Raw genomic sequence first — 22447 nt, forward strand, 5'->3', positions numbered from 1 at the left:
CGAACATACGACGATGATGCCGACAGACGCCCATCGTGTCAACGACTTCGACGCGGTTCGCGCCGACCCGGTGGGGTGTCGGCGGTCGCGGCTACCGTTCCCGACATGGGCGACGAGCTGCCGGAGGTGGTGCTGACGACGACCGTCAGCGTCGACGGACGCATCACCCTGGGCCGCCACGAACGCCTCCTCGATCCCGCAGTCGGGGCGCGCTGGTCCTTGATGGCGGCCGGGGGGCCCTTCGAGACGCGGCACGAGCAGATCGGGGCCGGCGCGATCCTCGAGGGCAGCGGGTCCTTCGTCGATCCCGACGCCGTCGCACCCGACTGGCCGGCGCCGGTCGTCCCCGACGACCTCCTGTGGTGCGACCACCTCCCGGCGGCCGCGCGCAGGTGGTTCGTCGTCGCCGACGGCCGCGGGCGTGTCGACTGGTCGTTCACCGGCGACGCCGACCTCAGGCTGCTCGTGCTCGTGTGTCGCAGCACCCCACCGGGCTACCTCCAGAGGTTGCGCGACCTCGAGGTCGGCTACGTCGTCGTCGGCGACGACCGCGTCGACCTGCGGTCCGCGCTGGCCCGACTGCGGCACCGTCTCGGGGTGGAGTGCGTCGTCGCCGACTCGGGCGGCACCCTCAACGCCTCCCTGCTGAGGGAGGGGCTCGTCGACGTGGTCGACGTCGTCACGCTGCCGGGCCTCGTCGGCGGCGCCGGGACTCCGACCATGATGGACGGGCCACCGCTCCCGCCCGACGCGACGCCGATCCGACTGCGCCTCCTCGGCGTCCGGGTCGAGCGCGACGCCGTGCGCACGAGGTACGCCGTCGACCCCACCGACCCGGAGGCCGCCGGCACACCCACTCGTGCGGCGGAGGGCGGCGGCGACCGGCATGCTGCCGGGGTGAGCCTCCCCTTCCCGGACCCGACCGCGCCCGCCTCCTCGACCACCGAGGTGGTCGTCCGCTACCTCAACTACTTCCGCGACCAGCTCGCGAGCCGGATCGAGTCGCTGTCCGAGACCGACCAGCGCACGAGCCGACTGCCGTCGGGATGGACGCCGGTCGAGCTCCTCAACCACCTGACGCACGTCGAGCGCCGCTGGCTCGAGTGGGGCCTCGAGGGGGCTCCGGTCGCCGACCCGTGGGGCGACACCCGCGACGACCGGTGGTTCGTCGACGACACCGTGGCGGTCGCCGACCTGCTCGCCGCGCTGCGCGCGCAGGCCCGACGGAGCAACGAGATCATCGAGGCGCACGCCCTGGCCGACGTCGGGCGGCCCGGCCCCCGGTGGGACGGCGCACCCCCGGCCACGCTCGAGCGGGTGGTGCTGCACCTCCTGCAGGAGTACGCCCGCCACCTGGGCCACCTCGACATCGTGAGCGAGCTCGCGGGAGGCGGCACAGGAGAGTGACCGGGCGGACGCCGAGTGGTCCACCCATGGAGCGGAGTGACGCCGTGACCGGACCGCTCAGGGCACCGGTCGTCGCGCGTCTCGGCGCGATGCCGTCCGCACGTCGCCGCGTGCCGGGAAGCTCGAGCGGGCAGCGGCGGCCAGGACGGCCGAGGACGCCAGGAGCCCGGCGGACACCCAGGCAGCCTGACCGACGCCACCGTGTCCCACGACGACCGCCCCGATCGCAGCCCCACCCGCGATGCCGGCGTTGCTGCTCGCGTTGATCCACGCCCCCGCCGTCTCGGGAGAGCTCGCCGCGATGCGCACCGATGCCGCCTGGTAGAGGGAGGCCGCGGGCCCGAAGGCGGTGAGCCACACCCCAGCCCCCACGACGACGAGCGCGAGCTGGGGGTAGCTCACGGCCACCCCGGCCAGGCCGGCCGTCATGACGGCCGGCACCAGGATCGCGCTGGTGCGTGGACGGAGGTCGAGCTGGGCGGCCGCGAGCCGCAGACCGAGCAGACCGCACACGCCGAAGGCGAGCAGCACCAGGCCGATCCACCGCTCCCCGACGCCTGCGCCCAGCAGCAGCACGCTGACGTAGGTGTAGAGCACGTACGTGCCGAGGTAGGTCAGGCCGTTCGCCACCACGACCCCCGTCAGGTCCCGACGGCGGCCGGTGCGTGCGCCACGGCCGTCCCCCTCGGTGTCGACCGCCGGGAGGACGACGGCGGCCAGGGCCAGGACGAGCGACACCACAGCGGCCAGGCACCAGTACGCCGCCCGCCAGCCGAACGTCGCACCCAAGGCCGTCGTGAGCGGCACCCCGAGCACGAAACCCCCCGAGACCCCGACGGAGGCGAGCGCCATGGCCCGACCGGTCATGGCAGGCGGCACGAGCCTCGCGGCATACCCGATGCACACCGAGAAGAAGAGGGCATGGGTCACCCCACCGAGCACACGGCCGGCCGCGAGGACCGCGAAGGTCGGCGCGACCGCCGCCACGACGTTGCTCGCGACGTAGCCGGCGACGGTCGAGAGCAGGAGGGGCTTGCGAGGCAGCCGCCGGGTCGTGTGCGAGAGCGGCACCGACAACGCCGCGACCATGACGGCGTACGCGCTGACCAGCAGTCCCGCGGTGCCGGTACCGACGTCGAGGGCTGCGCTGATCTGCGGCAGCAGGCCGACCGGCACCAGCTCGGTGGTCACGGCACCGAAGACGGCGACCGCGAGCACGACCAGCGCGTTCCGCGCGTCACCCAGCGACGCGCCCCTCGGCTGCTCGACGGTGGTCACCGCGCCAGCCTCTCACCGGCGGCCGGCGGGGGTGACGCCCGACCCCGCCGCCGACGCGGGGGTGGGCGTGCTCGTCGGCGTGGACGTCACCCTCCGGAGGTCACCGCCAGGGCTGCAGCTGCACCTTGATGTGGCCGTCGCGCTTCTCCTGGAAGGCCTGGTACGCGCCCGGCGCCTCGTCGAGGGTGAGCCGGTGCGTGGCGAAGGTGTCGACGCCCAGAGGGTCCTCGTCGGTGAGCAGGGGCATGATGTCGTCGATCCAGCGCTTGACGTTGCACTGGCCCATGCGCAGCTGCACCTGCTTGTCGAAGAGCGTGATCATCGGCATCGGGTCCGCCGCGCCGCCGTAGACGCCGGTGAGCGAGATCGTGCCGCCGCGGCGGACGATGTCGATGGCGCTGTAGAGGGCGTTGAGGCGGTCGACGCCAGCCACCTCCTGGAGGGGGGCCGCCACGGCCGAGGGCAGCAGACCCACGGCCTTCTGCACGACCGTGGTGGCCGGCGAGCCGTGTGCCTCCATGCCGACCGCATCGAGCACCGAGTCGGGGCCGCGTCCGCCGGTCATCTCGCGGATGACGTCGCCCAGGTCGTCGGCGTGCTCGTCGAGGTCGAGCACCTCGATCCCCCGGCTCTCCACCCGGCGCAGGCGATCGGCCACCCGGTCGACACCGATGACGCGATGGCCCTTCAACTGGCTGATCCGGCAGGCGAAGTCGCCGACCGGGCCGAGCCCGAGCACGACGATCGTGCCGCCGTCGGGCACCCCGGCGTACTCCACCCCCTGCCACGCCGTCGGGAGGATGTCGGACAGGTACGCGAACCGGTCGTCCGGCGGTCCGTCCGGGAGCTTGACGTGGGTGAACTGGGCCTGCGGGACCCGGAGGTACTGCGCCTGCCCACCCGGCACGGAGCCGTAGAGCTTCGAGAACCCGAACAACGCGGCACCGGAGCCCTGGTCACGCACCTGGGTGGTCTCGCACTGCGTGTAGAGCCCCTGGTCGCACATCCAGCACGAGCCGCAGGAGATCTGGAACGGGATCGAGACGCGGTCGCCCACCCGGAGGTCGCCGCAGTCGGAGCCGACGGCCTCGACGACGCCCATCGGCTCGTGACCGAGGATGTCGCCGGGGGTCATGAACGCGGCGAGCGGCTCGTAGAGGTGCAGGTCCGACCCGCAGATGTTGGTCGTGGTCACCCGGATGATCGCGTCGCTCGGTGCCTCGATGGTCGGGTCCGGCACGGTCTCGACGCGGACGTCGCCCTTGCCCTGCCAGGTCACGGCTCTCATGAGTTCTCCTTCGTCGGTGTGCGCTGGGGTCCGTCCCCCAGTACCCGCACCGTCACCACGTATGCCGTCGGCGCCGCACCGGTCCGGGGCGCCTGCGGCGCGCCGACGTGCGAGGATCCGGCACTGTGCCGCGGTCAGCAACGATCACCTACGACGACCTGCTCGCCCGGGTCGAGGACCTCGTGGCGTCGATGGGACGGCCTCCCGTCATCGGGATCTGCGGGCACGGCGGCGCCGGCAAGTCCACTCTCGCCGCGCACCTGGTCACCGACGTCGGAGGCCGGCCCGAGCAGGTGGTCCCGACCGACCGCTTCTACGCCGTGGGAGCCGGGCCGGCCTCAGGCCTGTTCGAGCTCCACGACTGGCCCGCCCTCCTCGACGTGCTGCACCGTCTCCGCTCGGCCCCGCAGGCCGACCGCCTGGTCTATCCCGTGCGCACGTACGACGGTGCGGAACGAACCTGTGACGTGCCCATGCCGCCGGCCGTCGTCGTGGAGGGCATCCGGTTGCTCCGCCCCGAGACCGTCCCGCTCCTCGACCTGGCGGTGTGGATCGACCTGTCGCCGGAGGCTGCGGGCCTCCGCGCCGTCGACCGCAACCGCCACCAGGGCGACAGCCCGGCCGAGCTCGACCTCTGGCGCACCAAGTGGGTTCCGGAAGGACGTGCCTACGCAGCGGCGATCCACCCGGATCGACTGGCGGACGTCGTCCTCGCCGCTGCCGGCCTCCGCTGAGCTCGTCGGTCGAGCTCTCTGGGCGGTTGGGCTCGTCGGGGTCGCATCGGGGACACTGGGTGGATGCCGACCGTAGCCGTGACAAGGAGTCAGCCGTGACCGAGGGAACCGTCCGCTGGTTCGACGCCGACCGAGGGTTCGGCTTCATCGACCTCGGGCAGGAGGAGGAAGACCTGTACGTGCATGCGTCCGAGATCGTCAGCGACGACGGGACGCGGCTGCTCCGGGAGGGCCAGGTGGTCGAGTTCGAGATCGGCGACGGGGACCGCGGCCCGCAGGCCCGCCGCGTCCGGGTCACGGCCGACCGCTCGGCCGACACGCCGCTGGGCGTGCTCGGCACCGTCTCCTGGTACGAGCCGGCCAAGGGCTACGGCTTCGTCACGCCCGACGGCGGCGATGCCGAGGTCTTCCTGCACAGCTCCGCCATCGTCGGAGGTGGCGTGGTCTCGGAGGGGCAGCGGGTCGCCTTCCTCGTCGTCGACGGGGAGAAGGGGCCGCAGGCCGACCACCTGCTCCCCATGGGCACCCAGGCTGCCGGGGCCGGCCGGCCGAGCGCAGGATCCGACGGGGCGGACGGCGCGGACGGCACCGTGTCCTGGTACGACGTCGACAAGGGCTTCGGCTTCATCACGCCCGAGTCGGACGGCCCCGACGTGTTCGTCCACGTCCGGGCGTTGGCCGACGGGCTCCCCGAGCTGTTCGAGGGAGACCGGGTGACCTTCGATGTCGTCGTCGGCGAGAAGGGCCCGCAGGCGCGCGACGTGCGCCTCGCGCGCAGCTCGACGCCGCGTCGCGGGCCCGCGACGGCACCGTCCCGTGGGCGATCCGGTCACCGGGAGACATCCGGCGTGCCGGCCCGCGGCGGCGAGGGCGTCGTCGCGCGCTACGACGCCGAGCGCGGGTTCGGCTTCATCGCCCCGGACGCGGGGGGTGCGGACCTCTTCGTCCACGTCTCCGTCCTCAGGGGCACCGACGGGCTCTACCAGGGCGATCGGGTTCGGTACCAGGTGCGACAGAGCGACCGGGGACCGCAGGCCGACCGCGTCGAGCTGATCTGAGCGGCTCGACCGGTCCGGGCAGCCCGCGTCGGGAGCATCCGACACGGGCGCCGGGCCCGACCGGTCGCCGCCGCCGCGCTACATCCGCTCGGCGCCGTCCCGGACGGCCTCCCGGATGCGGTTGTAGGTGCCGCACCGGCACACGTTGCGTATGCCGTCCAGGTCGGCGTCGGTGATCTGACGTCCCTCGGCCCGCACCTTGCGCACGAGCGCGACCGCCGCCATGATCTGCCCGGGCTGGCAGTAGCCGCACTGGGCCACGTCGCGCTCGAGCCAGGCCTCCTGCATCGGGTGCAGGTCGGCGCCCACGGTGTCGGGCAGGCCCTCGATCGTCGTGATCTCGTCGTCGGGGCCGACGTCCTTGACCTGGACCGAGCAGGGGTTGAACGCCTTGCCGTTGAGGTGCGACGTGCAGGCCTTGCAGACGTTGATCCCGCACCCGTACTTGGGTCCGGTGATGCCGAGCACGTCGCGCAGGACCCAGAGGAGCCGGACGTCGTCGGCGACGTCGACGGTGACGGCCTCGCCGTTCACCCGGAAGGTGTGCTGTGCCATGGGTGTTCTCCTCAGTAGGTGTGGGTCAGGCCGTCGGTGGGCGACGGCGGCACCGGCGGGACGAAGGTCTTGGGGGTGAACGACACCGTGCCGTGGTTGATCGGAAACCGCGTCGGGACGGTGCCGGTGGCCCGGGCGTACGCGCACGCCGTGGCCGCGACCGTGGCCGCGACGCCCGCCTCCCCCGCCCCACCCGGCAGCTGGGCGTCGGAGGGCATGACGATGCACTCGAAGCTCGGCGGCACGTTCCACTGGCGCGTGTAGAAGTAGTTGTCCCAGCTCGCCTCCAGGAAGTGGCCGTCCTGGAGGTGGTTGCTGCTCGTCAACGCGAGCGCGATGCCGTCGGACACCCCACCCATCATCTGCGCCTCGAGGCCGCGGGGGTTGACGACGAGCCCGGCGTCGATGGCGATGACGGCCTTCGTGACGCGCGGACCGGTGACCGCCTCACGGACCTTCCGGTTCACCGTCTCGGGCCGGCAGTCGATCTCGACGAGGACCGCCGTGGCGCCCTTGTACTCCGAGTGGATCGCGATGCCCTGCGCGGTGCCGGCCGGCATCGACCGGCCCCACCGTCCGGCTTCGGCGACCTTGCGCAGACAGGCCTTGACGCGCTCGTTGCGCAGGAACGCGAGGCGGAAGGCCAACGGGTCCTTGCGCAGCTTCTTCGCGAGCTGGTCGATGAAGAGCTCGTTGGCGCACGCGACGTCGGGTGAGTAGATGTTGCGCATGCTGCCCGTGTTGAAGCCCATGTCGACCTCGTTGAGCAGCTGCGTGACGACCCCGAAGTCGTAGGGCAGCTCCTGGGTCAGGGTGAAGATCGACTCCGCTAGGCCGAGGTTGCCCAGCCCGGCGGGCAGCTCGGAGGCGAGCGCCGTCAGCCGTTCGCCGAGGCCGTGCGAGAAGTCGGTCTTGATGCTCGTGTGCCGCTGCTCGAAGGTCAGCACCTGACCCGCGAGGACCGTCGCCCGGATGCGCGAGGTGGCCATCGGGTGCGTGCGACCCTGGCGTGGCTCGTCGGCCCGGTGCCACATCAGCTTGACCGGCTTGCCCATCGCCTTGGAGATCTTCGCGGCCTCGATGGCCGCGTCGCCGAAGAGCTTGTGCCCGAAGGACCCTCCGCCCGTGACGACGTTGACGGTGACCTTGGCGACCGGGAGACCGACGGCCTTGGCGATGTTGCGCTGGGCGACGATGGGCGCCTTGAGCCCGGCCCAGACGGTGGCGCGGTCGCTGCGCACGTCGGCGATGGCGCAGTTGGGCTCGAGCGCCGCACTGCTGCGGAACATGAACTCGAACCGCATGTCGACGGTCTGGGTCAGCAGCGGCACCTTGGGCACGGCCATCGGCAGCTCGGCGGCCTTGAGCCGCCGCAGCACCGAGTCGTCCGACTCGCCCTCCACTGGTCCACCGGCCCAGGTGACGCGCAGGGCCCGCACGGCGTCGATGCACTGGCCGAAGGTCGCGGCCCGCACTGCCACGCCCGTGTCGACGACGACGACGTCGGTGACCCCGGGCATCCGCTGGACGGCCGCGAGGTTGTCGACGCTGCGTGGCGAGCCGTTGAGCGTCGGGGGCCGACACACCATCGTCGGCAGCGCGTCGGGCACGGAGAGGTCCATCGTGAACTGCTTGCGCCCGGTCACGGCGTCGAGGGCGTCGACCCGGTTGCGTGGCGTGCCGACGACGTCGAAGGACGTCGTCGGGGCGAGCTCGACGTCGACGGCCGTGGTCGTGGACGTGGCCGCGAGACCCGACAGCTCGGCATACGTCCGCCTGCTGCCGTTCGGGGCCGTGACGACGCCACCCTTGGCCACGAGCGACGAGACGTTCGCGCCGAGCGCCGTCGCCGCGGCACGGAGCAGGGCGCCCTTCGCGACCGCGGCGGCGACCCGGATCGGGGTGAACATCGACTGCATGGTGTTTGAGCCACCGGTGAGCTGGTTGAAGAGCAGCTCGGGGCGGGCGGGGGCGAGCGTCACGCGGACGTCCTCGACGCGCATCGACAGCTCGTCGGCGATGATCATGGCCGCGGCCGTCGTGATGCCCTGGCCCACCTCCATGCGCGGGATCGCGAAGTGGGCGATGCCTGCGTCGTCGACGGTGATGCGAATGAGCTGCGAGGTCGGCAGCGCCGAGTGGGTCTGCAGGTCGCCGAGGTCGTAGAGCTCAGGCACCTGCGGGAGGCTGGGGACGGCGGCGGACGCCGCCTCGGCTCCCCCGATCTCGGCCGCGACGGTGAGCGTGGTGCCGGCCACGACGAATCCGATGAACCTCCTCCGGGAGAACCCGCGTGGCGGTGGGTCCGAGGCTCGAGCGGTGCTTTCGGCGTGCGGCTGGCCAGAGGTTGTCGTCATCGACAGGGGTCCCTTCTCGGAAGGTGCACGCACGGCCTGGGGTGCCGGGGGTGGGGCGAGCCGCACGTGGGAGTGCCGTCGGGGTTCGCCGCGAGGGCAGAACCGGATTGCCCTGTCCCAACGAGCGAGACGCCGGAAGGTCACGCCTGCCGGCTCGTCGGCGCGAGCGCGACGGGTCAGCGGGAGACGGCGACGAAGGCGTCGATGAGCGGCTGCACGCCTGCCTTGACCCGCTCGGAGTGCGTGGCCCGGTTCCACGCGTCCCACCCGATCCGGAGGTCGGCGGTACCGCCGGCACCGGCGTCGACCACCACCCCGATGTCGTCGACCTTCACCCCCGCCGGCCGGCCCGCCCGGGGCACGACGGCGGTCTTCGACGACGGGTCGGCGAGCCCGAGCATCGACCACGGCAGCCGCAGGGAGATTCGCCTGCCCTCGAGCTGCCAGGTGGTGCGGTCGTCGAAGGCCGCGAGCCTCGGGTCCCACGAGCCGCGCTTGAGCCGCCCGACCTCGAGGAACTCCGCCGGCGTGTTCCGCTTCGTCAGCGGCAGGACGAAGGGACGGTTGGTGGTGAGCCGTTGCAGGCTCCAGCCGTCCGAGGAGGGCTTCGGCACCGACGCAGCCGGCAGGCCGTCGAGGAGCACCGGGTCGATCGCGCCGTCGACGACCATCGTGGCGGTCGCGGTCGCGGTCGCGGTCGCGGTGGCGGGGTCGACGGTGACGGCGTAGTCGTTGACCCCGCTCGTGCGGGTGGCGCTGCCGGGAAGGGCGAGGCCGCCCGGCACGACGTCGAACCCGACCCGCACGGGCGAGGTCGGAGGCTTCTCGAGGTCGATGGTCAGGTAGACCCACGACTGGTCCTGATCGACGGCAACCCGCTGCACCCCTGTGCGCGACTCCCACGGCACCCTCTGGCCGACCTTCGTCGGGTCCTGGGCGACGATGCCGAAGTGCTGCTCGTTGGTGAGCGGGTCGTGCCAGACCGACCGTCGCTCACCGTCGACGACCGCCTGGCGCGGCAGCGTGTTCCAGGTGTACTTGAACCACTCGTCGACCCACGAGAAGACCAGCCCCCCGGCGAGGCCGTTCGCCTCGAGGGTGCGCAGCATGGCGGCGTCCATCGCCATCGCCTCCTGCTCGCTGTGGTCGCCCTGGTCACGGCCGTTGGTCCCGGCGTGGGCCGACCCGAGCGAGGAGGGAACCCCGAACTCGGTGACCATGAGCGGCATGTGCGGCGCGAAGTGCTTCTTGAGGTCGAGCAGGTAGGCGACGTAGGCGTCGCCGGTCCCCTGGTAGCTCGGCTGGTGGCGCAGGAAGTCGGGGTAGTACGGGTAGGCGTGGAAGCTCGCGAAGGTCCCCGCCGGCCAGGCCCTGGTCGGCAGGACGTGGTTGGCGTCGACGCCGACCGCGTCCTCCGTCTCGAGGGGCTCGGCCGGGTGGCGCAGGGGGTCGGCCGTGGGCCAGTTGACGAAGGCGATCGGGGCGGCGGTGCCGCGGCCGGCCTCGGCGGTGGCCAGCTCGTCCATCCGGGCGGCGATCCACCGCTCGGTCGGGCTCGCGTCGGCCGTGTTGGCGAAGTAGCGCCCGCGGTGCAACGGCTGGCGGGCGTTGCGCGCGTCGGAGGTCGGGGTCGCCTGGCCGTCCCACTCGACGCCGACGATCCAGGCGGCCACCCACGGGGAGACGTCCGCGTCCCACGTGCCACCGGCGCGGCCGGTCTGCGTAGCCCGGCTGAGGTCGCCGTGGACGGCGGCCGACGCGTCGCGGACCTCGGCCGTCATGGCCCGCGTGGGGGCGGCGGCGAAGAGGTCGCCCGAGCGCAGGTACGACTCGTCGGGAAGGTAGACGCCCTGGACGAGATAGATCGGCGCGTCGCGATGGGCCTCGTTGTAGGCCTTGAGCTCCTGGTACATGGACGGCGGGTGGATCGTGTAGATCCGCAGGGTGTGCACGCCCATCTGGCCCATCTGGGTGAACCAGCGGCGGTACTCGTCACGGGTGATCGACAGCTCGCCGGGGCTGTGGCCGGGCGTCGTGCTGCCGAGGTTGACCCCCGACCAGAAGTCGACGTCACCGTGCTGGGTGTGCAGGAGCAGCTTGCCGCCGCGCTGGCCGGCGACCGCGGACAGCCCGTCGAGGGTCACCGGCCTGGGCGCCCAGGACCGCGCGTCGGCGGGTGCCGGCCTCCACGCCGCCGCGACCGCGGCAGCGGGTGGCTCGGGCGCCTGGCTCTCACCGGAGCACGCCGCCAGCGCGCCGGCGGCCAGCACCCCGACGACGACAGCGCCGGACCGCGCCCGTCGCAGGTCGGGCCGCGTCACGCCCCTCCCTCGGCTCGGCAGCATGGGTCCCAGAGTAGGCGTAACGCCACGAATCGCATGTCCGGTGTGTCCGTTTTGACACACCGCCGCACGGACGGGCCCTCGAGCGCTCGACGGCACTCAGCCGGATCGAGTGCGCAGGCGCTGCCGCAGTCCGGCTGCCATGGCGGCGACGGTCACGACGTCGACGAGCTCCCCGGCCGTCTCGGCGAGCCATCGACGACGGACGGGTGCCATCCGCAGTCGGAGCAGGACCCGGGTGCCGTCGGCGGTAGGTTCCAGCGTGATCGACCACGTGAGCCGCATGGCGCCGCGCTGCGAGGTGTAGACGATCGAGCTCGGCGCGTCGATGTGTGCGACCCGGAACGTCTCGTTCCTGCCGCCGTAGTCCGGGATGACGTCGCCGACCTGCAGGTGCTGCCACCGGTCCTGCACCTCCCACGACGCCCGCCTGGCCGGCGGGAGGAACCGTTCGACGCCGGCAGGCAGGTACCAGCCGGCACGTCGCTTGCCCAGCTGGACCAACCACGGCCACACCTCCGCGGCGGGGGCGGGCAGGTCGAAGGCGCGGTCCATCACCACGTCAGCCGGGTCGACGAGACGGTCGCCCTGACGTGGTGCCACCTTCTCGGCATCCGTGGCCGCGACGAGCTCGAACATGCTGCACCTGTCGACGATGGTGCGCGACTCTACTCGGCCTCGCCGGTCCGGACGGGCAGGGCCGCGATCCGACGTCCCACACGGATGCCGCGACCGACCGCCGTCGTGTGCTCCCGACCGCGCGCGCCCGAGGACAGTTGTGGCATCACGTCGACGACCTCCAGAGCTCGTCCCTGACGACGAGCCGACCATGTTCTCGCGGTGATCCCTGCGGTGGTGTGAAAGGTCGCCGCCTCCCTCGAGCCGGGGAGAGACTGGGACATGCCATGGGTGACCACGCCGCACGTCGACCGGTTCCTCGACCGGGCAGCTCGGTTCCTGGCCGCGGACGTCGTCGGCAACAACACGCTGCTGACCGAGGCGCTGTTCTGGTCCCGCCTGCCGGTGCGGCCCGGCGGTGCACGCTTCGGGTGGTGGGAGACGGACGACGTCGTCTCGGCCGCCTTCGTCCTCCTCCCCGACCACGCCGTCATCTGCTCGCCGCTCCACCCGTCCGCCGCCTCGGAGCTGCCGGGCGCGGTGCCCGGCGCACCTCTCGTCGGGGTCGACGCCGCCGATGTCGGTGCCGTGACGGATGCCTTCGCGACGCGAGGACGCACCCCTCGACCTGGGAACCGGCTGACGCTCCTACGCCTGCGACAGGACGCGATCCGAACCCGGCCCCAGCCCGAGGGCCGCCACCGCTGGGCCGACGTCGACGACCTACCGCTGCTCAGATCCTGGTTCGCAGCATTCCGTGCTCGGCATCCCGAGGACCACAGCGACGTCGCCTTCGTCATCGACCAGCCGCTCGACGACCACGGCCTGCTGGTCCACGAGGTCGACGGGGCAGCGGTCGCCATGGCGTCGCGCACCCCGAAGGTCGCCGGGATGGTTCGCATGGGCTTAACGTTCCAGCCGGCCGAAGGAACGAGGTATGCCGACGCGGCCTTCGATCTCGCCTGCGCGGAAGCAGCGCGCGTCGCCGAGACGGTTCTGGTGCTGAGCGGTTCGCCGCAGGCCACGGAGAGGTACCGGACGCTGGGCTTCGAGCCCGTGAGGGAGCGCGCCGTGCTGCAGGTCGACCCCGCTCCCCCGCCTCTCGTCCCCTCTGGTCTGGTCTAGTCGGCTCAGACGCGTCGGGTGTCGTGCGCCCACATGGCGATCTCGACCCGGTTGCGGGCGCCGAGCTTGGTCATCACGGACGCGATGTGCGACTTGACGGTGCTGACGCCGACGAAGAGCTGGGTCGCGATCTCGGCGTTGGTCCGGCCCCGTGCGACCAGCGCAAGGACCTCCTCCTCGCGTTCGGTGAGCGGGTCGACAGGCTGGACGGGCACCACCGGCGTCTGCTCGGCGAAGGTGGTCAGGAGTCGGCGGGTGACGTTGGGGGCGATCAGCGCGTCGCCGTCGGCCGCCGCGTGGATGGCCTGCACGAGGAGCGCCGGCCCCGCGTCCTTGAGCAGGAAGCCGCGGGCGCCGGCGCGGAGTGCGCCCAGGACGTACTCGTCGAGGTCGAAGGTGGTGATCACGACGACCGCCATCGGGTCCGCCGCGTCCGGTCCCGCCAGGCGCCGCGTCACCTCGACGCCGTCGAGGCCGGGCATCCGGATGTCGACGAGGAGCACGTCGGGCCGCAGCCGGGTCGCCAGGTCGAGCGCCGCGATGCCGTCGGCCGCCTCCCCCACGACCTCGAGGTCCGGCTGCGCGTCGACGATCATCACCAGCCCGGTCCGGACCAGGTCCTGGTCGTCGGCCACGACGACACGGATGCTCATGGCGTCACCTCCGCCGGCAGGACGGCCTCGACCGACCAACCGCCGCCCGGCTCCGGGCCGGCGGAGAACGACCCGCCGAGGAGCTGGGTGCGTTCGGCCATGCCCAGCAGGCCGAAGCCGGGCTCTTGGCGCGCACCCAGGTCGGTCAGTCCGTCGTCGCGGACTCGCAGCCTGACGGCACCGCCCTCTCGTCGCACCTCGATCTCGATGCGGGTCGCGTTGCGGGCGTGCCGCACCGCGTTGGTCAGGGACTCCTGCGCGAGCCGGTAGAGCGCGGCATCCACGGGTCGCGCGAGCCGGGTCGACGCACCCTGCAGCGACACCTCGACGGTGGGCACGCCGTTGGCGCGGGCCAAAGAGGGCAGGTCGGCGACACCCCGCTGCGGTGAGTAGTCGACGGCATCCTCCTCGCGCAGCACCCGCACCATGGACCTCATCTCCGCCAAGGTCGTCGACGCCTCGGACTCGATCGCGGCCAGGACCTCGGCAGCCTTCTCGGGCTGCGTGCCGACGACCAGGCCGGCGGCCTGCGCCTGCACCGCGATGGCCGAGACGTGGTGGGCCACGACGTCGTGCAGCTCGCGCGCGAGTCCCACCCGCTCCTGGTTGCGGATCTCGAGCTGCTGGCGGTGCCAGAGGTCCGCCCGGTAGCGGAACACCGCCCCGAGGGCGACGACCAACAGCACGAGGGCGCTCCCGCCGAACACGTCTGCAGCGCTCGCGGAGGTGGCATACATCCCCGACGCCACGACCACCGCCACGAACGGCGTCCCCGCGACGATCTCCCGACCCGACCCCCACCGGACCAGGGCGTAGAGCAGGACCAGCACGGCGCCGAGGGAGTAGAGCTCGAGGTCCCCGGCGTGCACCGCCAGCTGCAGGACCGAGAGCACCCCGGCGACGCCCCACCCGACGAGCGCGGCCTGCAAAGGGCGCGCACGCCGCCGGAGCAGGGCGGGGACCAGCGCCAGGGCGAGCACGATGACGACCGGTCGCAGGGCCAGGCCGGGGCGCACGACGCCCTCGAGGAGCGACCCGGCCGCGAACGCTCCCGCCAGCAGCCAGTCGAGTCGTCCGACAGGGGGCGCATGACCAGGCCGCGGCTCGTGCCAGATGGAGCGCCCGACGGTAGCCACGGCCCCAGCCTAGGGTCCGGGGCGCGTCGACGGACCCACCGAAAGGACGAGAGGCGACCGTCCTTTCGGCCAGGTGAGCTCCAGCCTTCGGGCGGAGGTGTCCGCCGTCGGGATCGGTGATCGTGGACGCACCTTCCTCGACACGACAACGGAGCCACCATGAGCACACGTCAACCCCTCGGCCGTCCAGCCCTCGTCGACCACCCGATCCCGGTGCAGGCCAAGCTGGCCGCAGGGTGGACGAGCTTCATGCTCCTCTACGCCTACGTCGACATCCTCGGCTTCTACACGCCGGGCACCGTCACGGACATCATCGAGGGCAAGGTCTACGAGTTCGACCTCTCCCAGACCTTCTCGACCACGGTGCTGACCGTCCTGGCCGTCCCGATCTTCATGGTCGTGCTGTCGATGACGTTGCCCGCCCGCGTGAACCGGGCGACGAACCTGGTCGTGGCCTCGCTGTTCGTGCCCTTCACCGTCTTCAACGTGGCGGGTGGGTTCTACCTGCTCTTCTACGGCCTCGGCGTCCTGCTGGAGCTGGTCCTGCTCGCCCTCATCGCGCGGTACGCCTGGACCTGGCCCCGCACCACACCCGCGGCGACCACGGCCGACGGCCAGCACCGTCGGGCCGCGCGCGCCCAGCAGGACGCCTGACCTCAGGGGTCATACCTCGGTCGCACGAAGCCGCGTTCGAGAGGCGACGCAGGCCTGATGCGCCGGACTGCCCCTCGCGACGAGGGTGCTGCCATGAACTGCGATCCCTCTCGAGAGGTGTGCCTGATGACCACGATCGCACCCCCGGTCACCGGCTCGGCTCGACCGCGCCACCTCGGAGCGCTGACGGCAGCGGCCGCGCTGCTCGTCGCGGCGGTTGCACTGGCGCCGTTTCCACTGGCCTTGGCGCTGTCCGCCGGTCGCTACCCAGACCTGGCCGCGCTGCGCGTCGGTGTCGCCGACGGGTTCGTCCAGCTCTGGGCCGACGGTGACGGCCGGCTGGGCGAGCTATCGGCGGCAGCGGACTTCTGGGCGCGGTTCCACCTCGTCAAGGCGACGCTGGCGTCGGCGCTTCTCGTCGCGCTCTGCATCCTGCTGGCGAGGGTGTGGCGAGCGAGCGCGGTCGCCGTCACCCGTGGCCGGCGCTGGAGCCTCGCGGGGCTCGGCCTGGGCGCCACCGGGCTGGCCGTGGTCGCGCTGCTGGTGGTCGTCGCGAACCTCCAGGGTGCCCTGGCCCCGCTCTCGTCGGTGCTGGGCGTGTTGTCGTTCGCGGACCCGGGCGGTCCGCTGCTACCGGTCGTGGAGCAGGCACGGCAGGCGGTAGGAAGCGGAGCCATGACGCCCGCGGCGGAGGTGCTGCGAGCCGACTTCGTGCGCTACCACGCGGTCATGGCGATGCTGGGATCCGCGGTGACCTCGGGTCTGGTCGTGGGTGCGGTCATGCTGTGGCGCCGGCGGCGTCGCACGGCCCTTGACGAGCGGTCGTGGCGGCGGGTGCTCGCCGCGGGAACCACCGGCTCGCTGTTGCTCGCTTCGGCGTTCGGCGTCGTCACCGCGGCGAACGCCTCGACCGCACTCCACCCCGCTGTCGCTCTTCTCGGCTTCCTCGCCGGGGGCGCGTGAGGTCACCGCGAACGGCCCGGCCAAGGACTGACGTGTCAGGTCAGGTCACCTGACGGGCGGTGTCGTGCCGGGCACCTACGGAAGGGATCCCGCCAGCGCGGTCCAGCGCTCGAGGACCCGCTCGAGCGCCGCCTGGTTCTGCCGGAGGAAGGTGAGGTCCGGGAAGAGGATGACGCCGCGGATGTCGGAGAGCCACCGCACCAGGCCCTCGTCGTCGCCGAGCACCGGAGGGCGGCCACGCTGCTCCGCTCGTGCGGTCCCGAGGTGGAGGACGAGCTGCACCTGCTGCTGCCGGTTCTGGACATTGACCGTGAAGAGGTCGAGCTCACCCCACGCGTAGCTCGGCGAGTTCCACTTGATGAGCTCGTCCAGCCCCGGTTGGGCGTCCCTGATCGTGGCGCACAGGGCGTCGACGACCTCGCGCCGAGGTGGGTCGAGAGCGTCGAGGAACGCGGCGACGTCATGGAATCTCGGCTTCATCGCTCCTCCGCCGGGCTCACCGCCCGTATGCCGCACGGGGACAGTCGTTGACAACGTAGCGTGCGTCGGCGCGGTGCGGGGCCTCGCCGGGAGACTCGGAGCCGCCCGTCAGGGGCCGGCCTCGATCGTCCGTCGCACCTCGGCGAGGTCGAGGTCGTAGGGCCCGATCCGGGTCAGCACCCACGAGGCGCCACGGTCGAGCCACGGCGTCGGGTCCTGCCGGGGCTGCAGGTCGACGACGACGTCGAAGCCGTCGAAGCCGAAGCCGTCGGATCCGGTCGCCGGGCGGTGGGCCGCGAGTGCGGCGGTCACGACGTCGAGGTCGGTGGGTCCGTCCAGGCCGATGACGAAGTAGCCGTCGTGGCCCGCGGCGCGGCGCAGGGGCGCCGGGTTGCCGTAGCGCCCCGCCAACCAGATCGGCACGGCCGGTGCAGGCCGGAACCCGACGTCGCGGACGGTGTAGTGCGCGCCGACGTGGTCGACCGGCTCCCCCGAGAGCAGGGCGGTCAGCACGTCCAGCCCCTCGTCGAGCATCCGGCCACGGACCCGCGGGTCCGGCTCGTCGCCGAAGGCGCTGAACTCCCCCACCCAGTCGTCGCCCAGGCCCAGGCCGAGGACGAAGCGGCCACGGGAGAGCACCGCGAGGCTCGAGGCCTGCCGGGCCAGCACCTGCGGGCGGCGCCGCGGCAACGGCGTCACCATCGGCCCGAACAGCATCGTCTCCGTCCGCATCGCCACCGCCGCGCAGCACGTCCAGACGTCGGCGATCGACGTGACCCGGTCGCCGTACTGGAGGTGGTCCCACAGGAAGAACCCGTCCCAGCCGGCCGCCTCCGCCGTGGCCGCGAGGTCAGCGACGATCCCGGCGTCGGCCAGGGCGTCGAAGGGAGCGAGGAAGAGCCCGCGTCGCGTCGTCATGGCCCCGATCATGCCGTCCACTGCCGACACGGGGGTGGGAGCCGACGCTGGTACGCCCTCTGGGGATCCTTCCCGGGAGGACTTTCACCTCGTGTGCCGCCCGCTCCCGCGGAGGTCCACGTACTGCGACGGGATGCTGACTCTCAGGCGCGTGCGTACTCGTCGAGGGTCTGTTGCCACATCCGCGCGATGACGCGATGCATCGGTCCTCGGTGGAGCAGCCCGAGCACCGCCTTGTCTCGCAGGCGCCTGGCGTCGCCGTTGGTCCACTCAGCCTCGATCCTGCTGCCGCCGTCGTCAGCGGGCACGATGCGGACTTCGCCAGCGCCGAGGCCGCCCCAACTGGTCTCCACGTCGACCCACCGCACCACGGTCGGTTCGGACCAGTCGTAGCGCTCGACGACCCAGAACGGCGAGCCGGCCGTGCTCTCCCGCGCCACGGCCCACGTGTCTCCGAGCTCCCGCAGCTCGTAGGTCCTCGGGTCCAGCGTCCGGTGCCAGATGATCGGACGACGCTCGGTGAAGTCGGTCAGCGCCTGCAGGACCTGGTCGGGCGCGGCGTCGGTGGTCACGTCGAATCGCACGGTTCACCTCCGACACCAGGGTGGCACTGACGGGCGCCATCGGAGGTCGACCGGCTCAGGTCCGCCTGCGCACGGGCGCGACGGAACGTCCGCTCGTGCGCGCCGCGTCCGTTGGCGTCTTCCCGCTACCGTAACGGCATGGACTTCGGGGTCGGTCACTTCGCCACTCACGACGCGATGGAGCCGGGCGCCCTTGCTGCACTCGTGGAGGAGGCCGGGCAGGAGTCTCTCTTCTTCGCCGAGCACACGCACATTCCGGCGGCCCGCACGACGCCGTACGGGAACGGGCGCGAGCTGCCCCGGAAGTACTGGCACACCCACGACCTGTTCGTGACGCTCACCGCCGCGGCCGTCGCGACCTCGCGTCTGCGAGTCGGTAGCGGCGTCTGCCTGGTCACCCAGCGCGACCCCATCATCACCGCCAAGCAGGTCGCGAGCATCGACGTCCTTTCCGGTGGGCGTCTGGAGTTCGGTGTGGGGGCCGGCTGGAACCGCGAGGAGATGCAGAACCACGGCACCGACCCGCGGACCCGGATGGCGCTGATGCGCGAGCGCATCGAGGCCATGAAGCAGATCTGGACCCACGACGAGGCCACCTACCAGGGCCAGTTCGTGAACTTCGATCGCATCTGGTCCTGGCCGAAGCCCGCCCAGCGCCCGCACCCACCCGTGCTCGTGGGAGGTTCGGGGCCCACGGTCCTCGATCGGGTGCTGGCCTTTGGCGAGGCGTGGTTTCCGAACCACGCCCCGGACGTCATCGAGCGGTCACGAGAGCTGCGGGCACGTGCCGACCGACCCATCGACCTCATGGTGATGGGCGCGCCGGCCGACCCACGGGTGTTGGAGCAGTACCAGCAGGCAGGCTTTCGGCGGGTCGTGCACTGGCTGCCGTCCCACCCGCGCGGTCCGATCGAGCGGGCACTGGAGGAGTGGGAGTCCGCGATCGCCGACCTGCACGGCGAATAGGCCGAGCAACGTACTCGACGAACGACCTCCAGAGATGCCGCCGACAGGCGGCGCCAATGGTCGGATGTCCTGCGTCCCAAGGTCTGACGCGTGCACCAGCAGATCGCTGACTGCCTCTGACACGCGTCCATGGGTACACGCCTGGCTGAATACAGCGCCACAAGTATCGTGGCCCGGATGGAGACCGCCATCGCCAGCGACATCCTGGCGCGTTTCGGGCATGCCGTCTCGGACCCGACCCGCGCGCGCATCATGCTCGCCCTGCGTGGGGCGCCGGCCTACCCGAGCGACCTCGCCGAGCTCCTGTCGGTCTCGCGGCAGAGCGTGTCGAACATCTCGCGTGCCTGCGCGGGTGTGGTCTGGTCGTGGCCGTCCCGGAGGGGCGGCGCACCCGTTACGAGCTTGCCGATGCCCGGCTCGGTCACGCCCTGGGTGACCTGCTCGGAGTCGTGCTCGCGGTCGACCCGCTCTGTGCGCCGGTAGACCTCTGGGAGAAGGCGGGCTGAGACCCGTGACCTCGCTGTCACTGACCACGCCCTCGGCTGCTTCCCGACGGGCGGTCCTGACGCGCCGGATCCGGCTGCTGGTGGCCGCCACGATCACCTACAACGTCCTCGAGGCGGTGATCGCGCTCTGGGCCGGGCGAGCCGCGTCCTCCACGGCGCTGATCGGGTTCGGGCTCGACTCGGTCATCGAGGTCTCCTCGGCCGCAGCCGTCGCATGGCAGCTCTCCGGCCGCGACCCCGAGGCCCGCGAGAAGGTCGCGCTGCGGATCATCGCCTGCTCGTTCTTCGCGCTGGCCGCCTACGTGACCGTCGAGTCGAAGCGTGCCCTGACCGGCACGGCCGCGGCCGGACACTCCTCCGTCGGACTCGTCCTGGCCGCCGCAAGCCTGGCCGTGATGCCGGTGCTGTCGTATGCCCAGCGGCGTGCAGGTCGCGAGCTGGGGTCCCGGTCCGCGGTCGCCGACTCCAAGCAGACGCTGCTGTGCACCTACCTGTCGGCGGTGCTCCTGCTCGGCCTGGGCCTGAACACCCTCGTCGGGTGGTCCTGGGCCGACCCTGCCGCGGCACTGGTCATCGCCGCCGTCGCGCTCCGCGAGGGCTGGCAGGCGTGGCAGGGCGACAGCTGCTGCGCGCCGAACGCAGCCGCCCTCCAGCGCACGCAGAATCCTTCGGCAACCTGCGAAAACGGGTGCTGCAGCAGCTGACCCCGCACGACGGCACGCGGCCGGCACGCTCGAAACCTGGACGCCTCGCCGACCGGACGCCTCTACGGACCGGCGAGCTGGCCACCCATGGAGCCGAGGACGACGAGATCATCCGTGTTCACGAGGGCGAAGCCGCCGTGGGAGCCGCGGTTGGAGACACCGGACGACGCCGGGCCCTCCTCCGACACGAAGGTCCGCGAGTGGCGTTCCACGCCCTGTCCCCTCCTGGCCTGACGACGCTGTGGCCTGTGACACCGGAGGCAGCGAAGGACAGCCGGATTGCATGACCGACTTCGTACGGGTTCAGCTCACGGAAACAGATCGTCTACGACGCGAGGTCGACGCCCGTGACCTCCTTGGCGACGCGGAGGTCGACAGCTCCCTTCGCTGCGGGCGGGATGTTCGCGACCTGTCCGTCGTACTCGACGGCGCCGGCCGGGGTCCAGCAGTAGTGGTGGACCTCCTCAGGGAAGTGCGAGTCGGGCACGGGTACGTAGGTGACGCACACGGTGTAGCGCCCCGCCGACAGGTCGACCGCGTAGCTGTCCGGGCCGTCCAGCACGAGGGACGACGACGACCCGGCCGGGTTGCCGCTGGCGTCGAGCACGCCGAGGTACGTGTCGAAGTAGGGGTCCGACCGGACGTGCCCACGCACGCGGTGACCCAACGCCTCGAGGGGTCGGTAGAGCCATGGCGAGCTGACGCCCGAGGCGTCGGTGAGTCGGAGGAAGTAGTACCAGGTGCCCTCGTGCGGGACCGTGTCGGTGAAGACGCCGGGCCCTGCCGCGGACGCGACGAGCACGCCACCGGTCAGGCTGCGTGTCGCGCTGCGGACAATACGGGCCCGGACGGCCTCGACGTCGTTCGTCGTCCAGGAGGCCGTCACGGTGATGCGCCTCGGGTCGGCGGCGAGGTGTCCGGAGCCGCCGAAGGAGGTGAGCCGCGGCGCGGTCACGTCCTTCAGGGTCGAGGTCGTGATGGTGCCGCGCTCGGAGTAGCGGCCTGCCCCGTCACGCACCCAGACGGCGAAGGTGTAGGTCGCGCTGCTCGTCAGGGGCCGGGCCTTCGCCGACTTCGGGAAGGTGACCGGCACGGCATACCCCGTCGAGGGGGAGGCGGCCGGTGTCGCGCCGCGGGTCAGCCGCACGACGACGGAGGCGCCCGGTGTGTAGACGGCGGCCGGGACGGCCCAGCCGATCGCCAGGGTGTGGTCGTAGCGGGCGCTCACCACGAGGCTCGAGACCGGCGGCGGCGCGGTCGTCGACGCCTGCGGGGCGGCCGAGACGGAGGGCGTCTGGCCGGCCAGCGTCAGGGCGAGGGCGGCCAGCAAGGCCGCCAGCGCCCGCCACATCGTGGGTCGTTCGTGTCGTCGCGCCATTGCAGAGCCCCTGTCCGTCGAACCTCGACCTCGCCACCATACGACCCCGAGCTGGGCGGGTCGGCAGTCTTCTACGGCCGATCTGCACGCGGCAACGACGGACGCGGCTCTCGAGCGACGTCGCCCAGGCGATCCCGGCCGGTGAGTCCGTCGTCGTCGTCCACGCCGGCCAGCGGCCCGGCGCTCTGTGGCGCGCCGGCTCGTCAGTTCCGCGGAGGCCAGCATGGCGCAGGTCCTGTGTCAGAGGACGAGCTTCATGCGCGGTGCGGAGGTCGGGACGAAGCCTGCTCTCGCATAGAGTCGCTGACCCTCCGGTGTTGCGCTGAGATCGACCCGGTCCGCATCGATCGATCTGGCCCACCGGGTCACGTCGTCCACGACGAGACTGCCAAAGCCGCTCCCCCGGTACGTGGGATGGGTGATGACGTTCGCGAGCCGGACGAGGCGCCCTCGGGGGCACTGCGGGTTGGGGACGCCGAGTTCGAGGGTCCCGATCGCTGTCGCCACGACCTGGTCGTCGACGTCGACCACCGCAAACCGGGCCGTGCTCGGATCCGCGACACATCGGGCGAACCACGTGCTGGCGTGTGCCCGCCAGCATCCTCCGGACGTCGTGGTGTCCTCGTCGAAGAGCAGCGCCCACAGGTGGATGAGCCGGGGCCCGTCGTCGATGGTGGCGCTGCGCAAGCGACCGTGTGAGCTCGGAACCATGGCGCCATGGTGGCACCCGCTCGGCTCGCTCT

At 72.1% G+C, this 22447-nt stretch carries 22 protein-coding genes and 1 pseudogene; 9 read left to right on the forward strand and 14 right to left on the reverse strand.

What is annotated here, in order from left to right; all coding sequences use genetic code 11:
• Nucleotides 1-105 precede the first annotated feature (105 nt).
• On the forward strand, nt 106-1407 hold the full coding sequence (locus tag ABT295_RS02330) for a mycothiol transferase (protein ID WP_352392808.1): 1302 nt from the start codon (nt 106-108) through the stop codon (nt 1405-1407).
• A 57-nt stretch (nt 1408-1464) separates the two neighbouring features.
• Here the strand turns inward: ABT295_RS02330 and ABT295_RS02335 are convergent, their stop codons facing one another.
• Nucleotides 1465-2685, reverse strand: a complete 1221-nt coding sequence (locus ABT295_RS02335; protein ID WP_352392809.1) for an MFS transporter — start codon at nt 2683-2685, stop codon at nt 1465-1467.
• 100 nt (nt 2686-2785) lie between these two features.
• A complete protein-coding gene (locus tag ABT295_RS02340; RefSeq protein ID WP_352392810.1) occupies nt 2786-3973 on the reverse strand; it encodes a zinc-dependent alcohol dehydrogenase in 1188 nt (395 codons plus the stop codon).
• Nucleotides 3974-4098: 125 nt separating this feature from the next.
• On the opposite strand from ABT295_RS02340, the gene ABT295_RS02345 reads away from it, so the two are divergent.
• The gene (locus ABT295_RS02345) at nt 4099-4707 is read left to right on the forward strand and encodes a hypothetical protein (protein WP_352392811.1); all 609 of its coding nucleotides are present in this window, start codon (nt 4099-4101) and stop codon (nt 4705-4707) included.
• Nucleotides 4708-4802: 95 nt separating this feature from the next.
• Nucleotides 4803-5765 (forward strand): cold-shock protein, encoded by a 963-nt coding sequence (locus ABT295_RS02350; protein WP_352392812.1) that lies wholly within the window; start codon nt 4803-4805, stop codon nt 5763-5765.
• Nucleotides 5766-5843: 78 nt separating this feature from the next.
• Here the strand turns inward: ABT295_RS02350 and ABT295_RS02355 are convergent, their stop codons facing one another.
• The 4 genes from ABT295_RS02355 to ABT295_RS02370 form a co-directional block, all read right to left on the reverse strand.
• Nucleotides 5844-6320, reverse strand: coding sequence for a (2Fe-2S)-binding protein (locus ABT295_RS02355; protein WP_345507701.1), 477 nt, complete (start codon nt 6318-6320; stop codon nt 5844-5846).
• Between the two features lie 11 nt (nt 6321-6331).
• Nucleotides 6332-8578, reverse strand: coding sequence for a molybdopterin cofactor-binding domain-containing protein (locus ABT295_RS02360; protein ID WP_352392813.1), 2247 nt, complete (start codon nt 8576-8578; stop codon nt 6332-6334).
• 275 nt (nt 8579-8853) lie between these two features.
• Entirely contained in the window at nt 8854-11022 is a 2169-nt protein-coding gene (locus tag ABT295_RS02365; protein ID WP_352392814.1) for a hypothetical protein, read from the reverse strand.
• 96 nt (nt 11023-11118) lie between these two features.
• On the reverse strand, nt 11119-11658 hold the full coding sequence (locus tag ABT295_RS02370; protein WP_352392815.1) for an SRPBCC family protein: 540 nt from the start codon (nt 11656-11658) through the stop codon (nt 11119-11121).
• A 261-nt stretch (nt 11659-11919) separates the two neighbouring features.
• On the opposite strand from ABT295_RS02370, the gene ABT295_RS02375 reads away from it, so the two are divergent.
• Nucleotides 11920-12762: a hypothetical protein gene (locus ABT295_RS02375; RefSeq protein WP_352392816.1), complete on the forward strand. Its 843-nt coding sequence runs from the start codon at nt 11920-11922 to the stop codon at nt 12760-12762.
• A 5-nt stretch (nt 12763-12767) separates the two neighbouring features.
• On the opposite strand, the gene ABT295_RS02380 is transcribed toward ABT295_RS02375, so the two are convergent.
• Both ABT295_RS02380 and ABT295_RS02385 read right to left on the reverse strand, forming a co-directional pair.
• Nucleotides 12768-13415, reverse strand: a complete 648-nt coding sequence (locus ABT295_RS02380; protein WP_352392817.1) for a response regulator — start codon at nt 13413-13415, stop codon at nt 12768-12770.
• On the reverse strand, nt 13412-14551 hold the full coding sequence (locus ABT295_RS02385) for a sensor histidine kinase (RefSeq protein WP_352392818.1): 1140 nt from the start codon (nt 14549-14551) through the stop codon (nt 13412-13414). The genes ABT295_RS02380 and ABT295_RS02385 overlap by 4 nt, the downstream gene beginning before the upstream one ends.
• Nucleotides 14552-14710: 159 nt before the next feature.
• Here ABT295_RS02385 and ABT295_RS02390 point away from each other — a divergent pair, with 159 nt between their 5' ends.
• Entirely contained in the window at nt 14711-15205 is a 495-nt protein-coding gene (locus ABT295_RS02390; protein ID WP_352392819.1) for a DUF6326 family protein, read from the forward strand.
• A gap of 126 nt (nt 15206-15331) precedes the next feature.
• Entirely contained in the window at nt 15332-16168 is an 837-nt protein-coding gene (locus ABT295_RS02395) for a hypothetical protein (RefSeq protein WP_352392820.1), read from the forward strand.
• 75 nt (nt 16169-16243) lie between these two features.
• On the opposite strand, the gene ABT295_RS02400 is transcribed toward ABT295_RS02395, so the two are convergent.
• From ABT295_RS02400 to ABT295_RS02410, 3 genes are all read right to left on the reverse strand, one after another.
• Nucleotides 16244-16648 (reverse strand): DUF1801 domain-containing protein, encoded by a 405-nt coding sequence (locus tag ABT295_RS02400; protein WP_352392821.1) that lies wholly within the window; start codon nt 16646-16648, stop codon nt 16244-16246.
• A gap of 108 nt (nt 16649-16756) precedes the next feature.
• Nucleotides 16757-17566, reverse strand: a complete 810-nt coding sequence (locus ABT295_RS02405; RefSeq protein ID WP_352392822.1) for an LLM class flavin-dependent oxidoreductase — start codon at nt 17564-17566, stop codon at nt 16757-16759.
• A gap of 143 nt (nt 17567-17709) precedes the next feature.
• Nucleotides 17710-18138 carry a hypothetical protein gene (locus ABT295_RS02410; protein ID WP_352392823.1) on the reverse strand — a complete coding sequence of 143 codons (429 nt, stop codon included), beginning with the start codon at nt 18136-18138 and terminating at the stop codon, nt 17710-17712.
• Nucleotides 18139-18288: 150 nt separating this feature from the next.
• Between ABT295_RS02410 and ABT295_RS02415 the strand changes: the two genes are divergently transcribed.
• The 3 genes and pseudogenes from ABT295_RS02415 to ABT295_RS02425 all read left to right on the forward strand — a co-directional run bounded on the left by ABT295_RS02415 (nt 18289) and on the right by ABT295_RS02425 (nt 20326).
• Nucleotides 18289-19116 (forward strand): LLM class F420-dependent oxidoreductase, encoded by an 828-nt coding sequence (locus tag ABT295_RS02415; RefSeq protein ID WP_352392824.1) that lies wholly within the window; start codon nt 18289-18291, stop codon nt 19114-19116.
• A gap of 177 nt (nt 19117-19293) precedes the next feature.
• A pseudogene (locus tag ABT295_RS02420) lies at nt 19294-19622 on the forward strand (ArsR/SmtB family transcription factor).
• A 5-nt stretch (nt 19623-19627) separates the two neighbouring features.
• A complete protein-coding gene (locus ABT295_RS02425) occupies nt 19628-20326 on the forward strand; it encodes a cation efflux transmembrane domain-containing protein (RefSeq protein ID WP_352392825.1) in 699 nt (232 codons plus the stop codon).
• 62 nt (nt 20327-20388) lie between these two features.
• Here ABT295_RS02425 and ABT295_RS02430 read toward each other — a convergent pair whose 3' ends face one another.
• The 3 genes from ABT295_RS02430 to ABT295_RS02440 form a co-directional block, all read right to left on the reverse strand.
• Nucleotides 20389-20538 carry a hypothetical protein gene (locus ABT295_RS02430; RefSeq protein ID WP_352392826.1) on the reverse strand — a complete coding sequence of 50 codons (150 nt, stop codon included), beginning with the start codon at nt 20536-20538 and terminating at the stop codon, nt 20389-20391.
• Nucleotides 20539-20651: 113 nt separating this feature from the next.
• Nucleotides 20652-21704: a hypothetical protein gene (locus tag ABT295_RS02435; RefSeq protein ID WP_352392827.1), complete on the reverse strand. Its 1053-nt coding sequence runs from the start codon at nt 21702-21704 to the stop codon at nt 20652-20654.
• 240 nt (nt 21705-21944) lie between these two features.
• On the reverse strand, nt 21945-22415 hold the full coding sequence (locus ABT295_RS02440; protein ID WP_352392828.1) for a GNAT family N-acetyltransferase: 471 nt from the start codon (nt 22413-22415) through the stop codon (nt 21945-21947).
• Between the last annotated feature and the right edge of the window lie 32 nt (nt 22416-22447).

The organism is Terrabacter sp. NPDC000476 (assembly GCF_040300125.1).
Lineage (GTDB): Bacteria > Actinomycetota > Actinomycetes > Actinomycetales > Dermatophilaceae > Terrabacter.

Excerpts from the sequence above, each read along its gene's own strand:
- ABT295_RS02330 (WP_352392808.1), top strand. The coding sequence starts at position 106 with ATGGGCGACGAGCTGCCGGAGGTGGTGCTGACGACGACCGTCAGCGTC.
- ABT295_RS02340 (WP_352392810.1), bottom strand. The coding sequence starts at position 3,973 with ATGAGAGCCGTGACCTGGCAGGGCAAGGGCGACGTCCGCGTCGAGACC.
- ABT295_RS02355 (WP_345507701.1), bottom strand. The coding sequence starts at position 6,320 with ATGGCACAGCACACCTTCCGGGTGAACGGCGAGGCCGTCACCGTCGAC.
- ABT295_RS02365 (WP_352392814.1), bottom strand. The coding sequence starts at position 11,022 with ATGCTGCCGAGCCGAGGGAGGGGCGTGACGCGGCCCGACCTGCGACGG.
- ABT295_RS02370 (WP_352392815.1), bottom strand. The coding sequence starts at position 11,658 with ATGTTCGAGCTCGTCGCGGCCACGGATGCCGAGAAGGTGGCACCACGT.
- ABT295_RS02375 (WP_352392816.1), top strand. The coding sequence starts at position 11,920 with ATGCCATGGGTGACCACGCCGCACGTCGACCGGTTCCTCGACCGGGCA.
- ABT295_RS02380 (WP_352392817.1), bottom strand. The coding sequence starts at position 13,415 with ATGAGCATCCGTGTCGTCGTGGCCGACGACCAGGACCTGGTCCGGACC.
- ABT295_RS02390 (WP_352392819.1), top strand. The coding sequence starts at position 14,711 with ATGAGCACACGTCAACCCCTCGGCCGTCCAGCCCTCGTCGACCACCCG.
- ABT295_RS02395 (WP_352392820.1), top strand. The coding sequence starts at position 15,332 with ATGACCACGATCGCACCCCCGGTCACCGGCTCGGCTCGACCGCGCCAC.
- ABT295_RS02400 (WP_352392821.1), bottom strand. The coding sequence starts at position 16,648 with ATGAAGCCGAGATTCCATGACGTCGCCGCGTTCCTCGACGCTCTCGAC.
- ABT295_RS02405 (WP_352392822.1), bottom strand. The coding sequence starts at position 17,566 with ATGACGACGCGACGCGGGCTCTTCCTCGCTCCCTTCGACGCCCTGGCC.
- ABT295_RS02415 (WP_352392824.1), top strand. The coding sequence starts at position 18,289 with ATGGACTTCGGGGTCGGTCACTTCGCCACTCACGACGCGATGGAGCCG.
- ABT295_RS02435 (WP_352392827.1), bottom strand. The coding sequence starts at position 21,704 with ATGGCGCGACGACACGAACGACCCACGATGTGGCGGGCGCTGGCGGCC.
- ABT295_RS02440 (WP_352392828.1), bottom strand. The coding sequence starts at position 22,415 with ATGGTTCCGAGCTCACACGGTCGCTTGCGCAGCGCCACCATCGACGAC.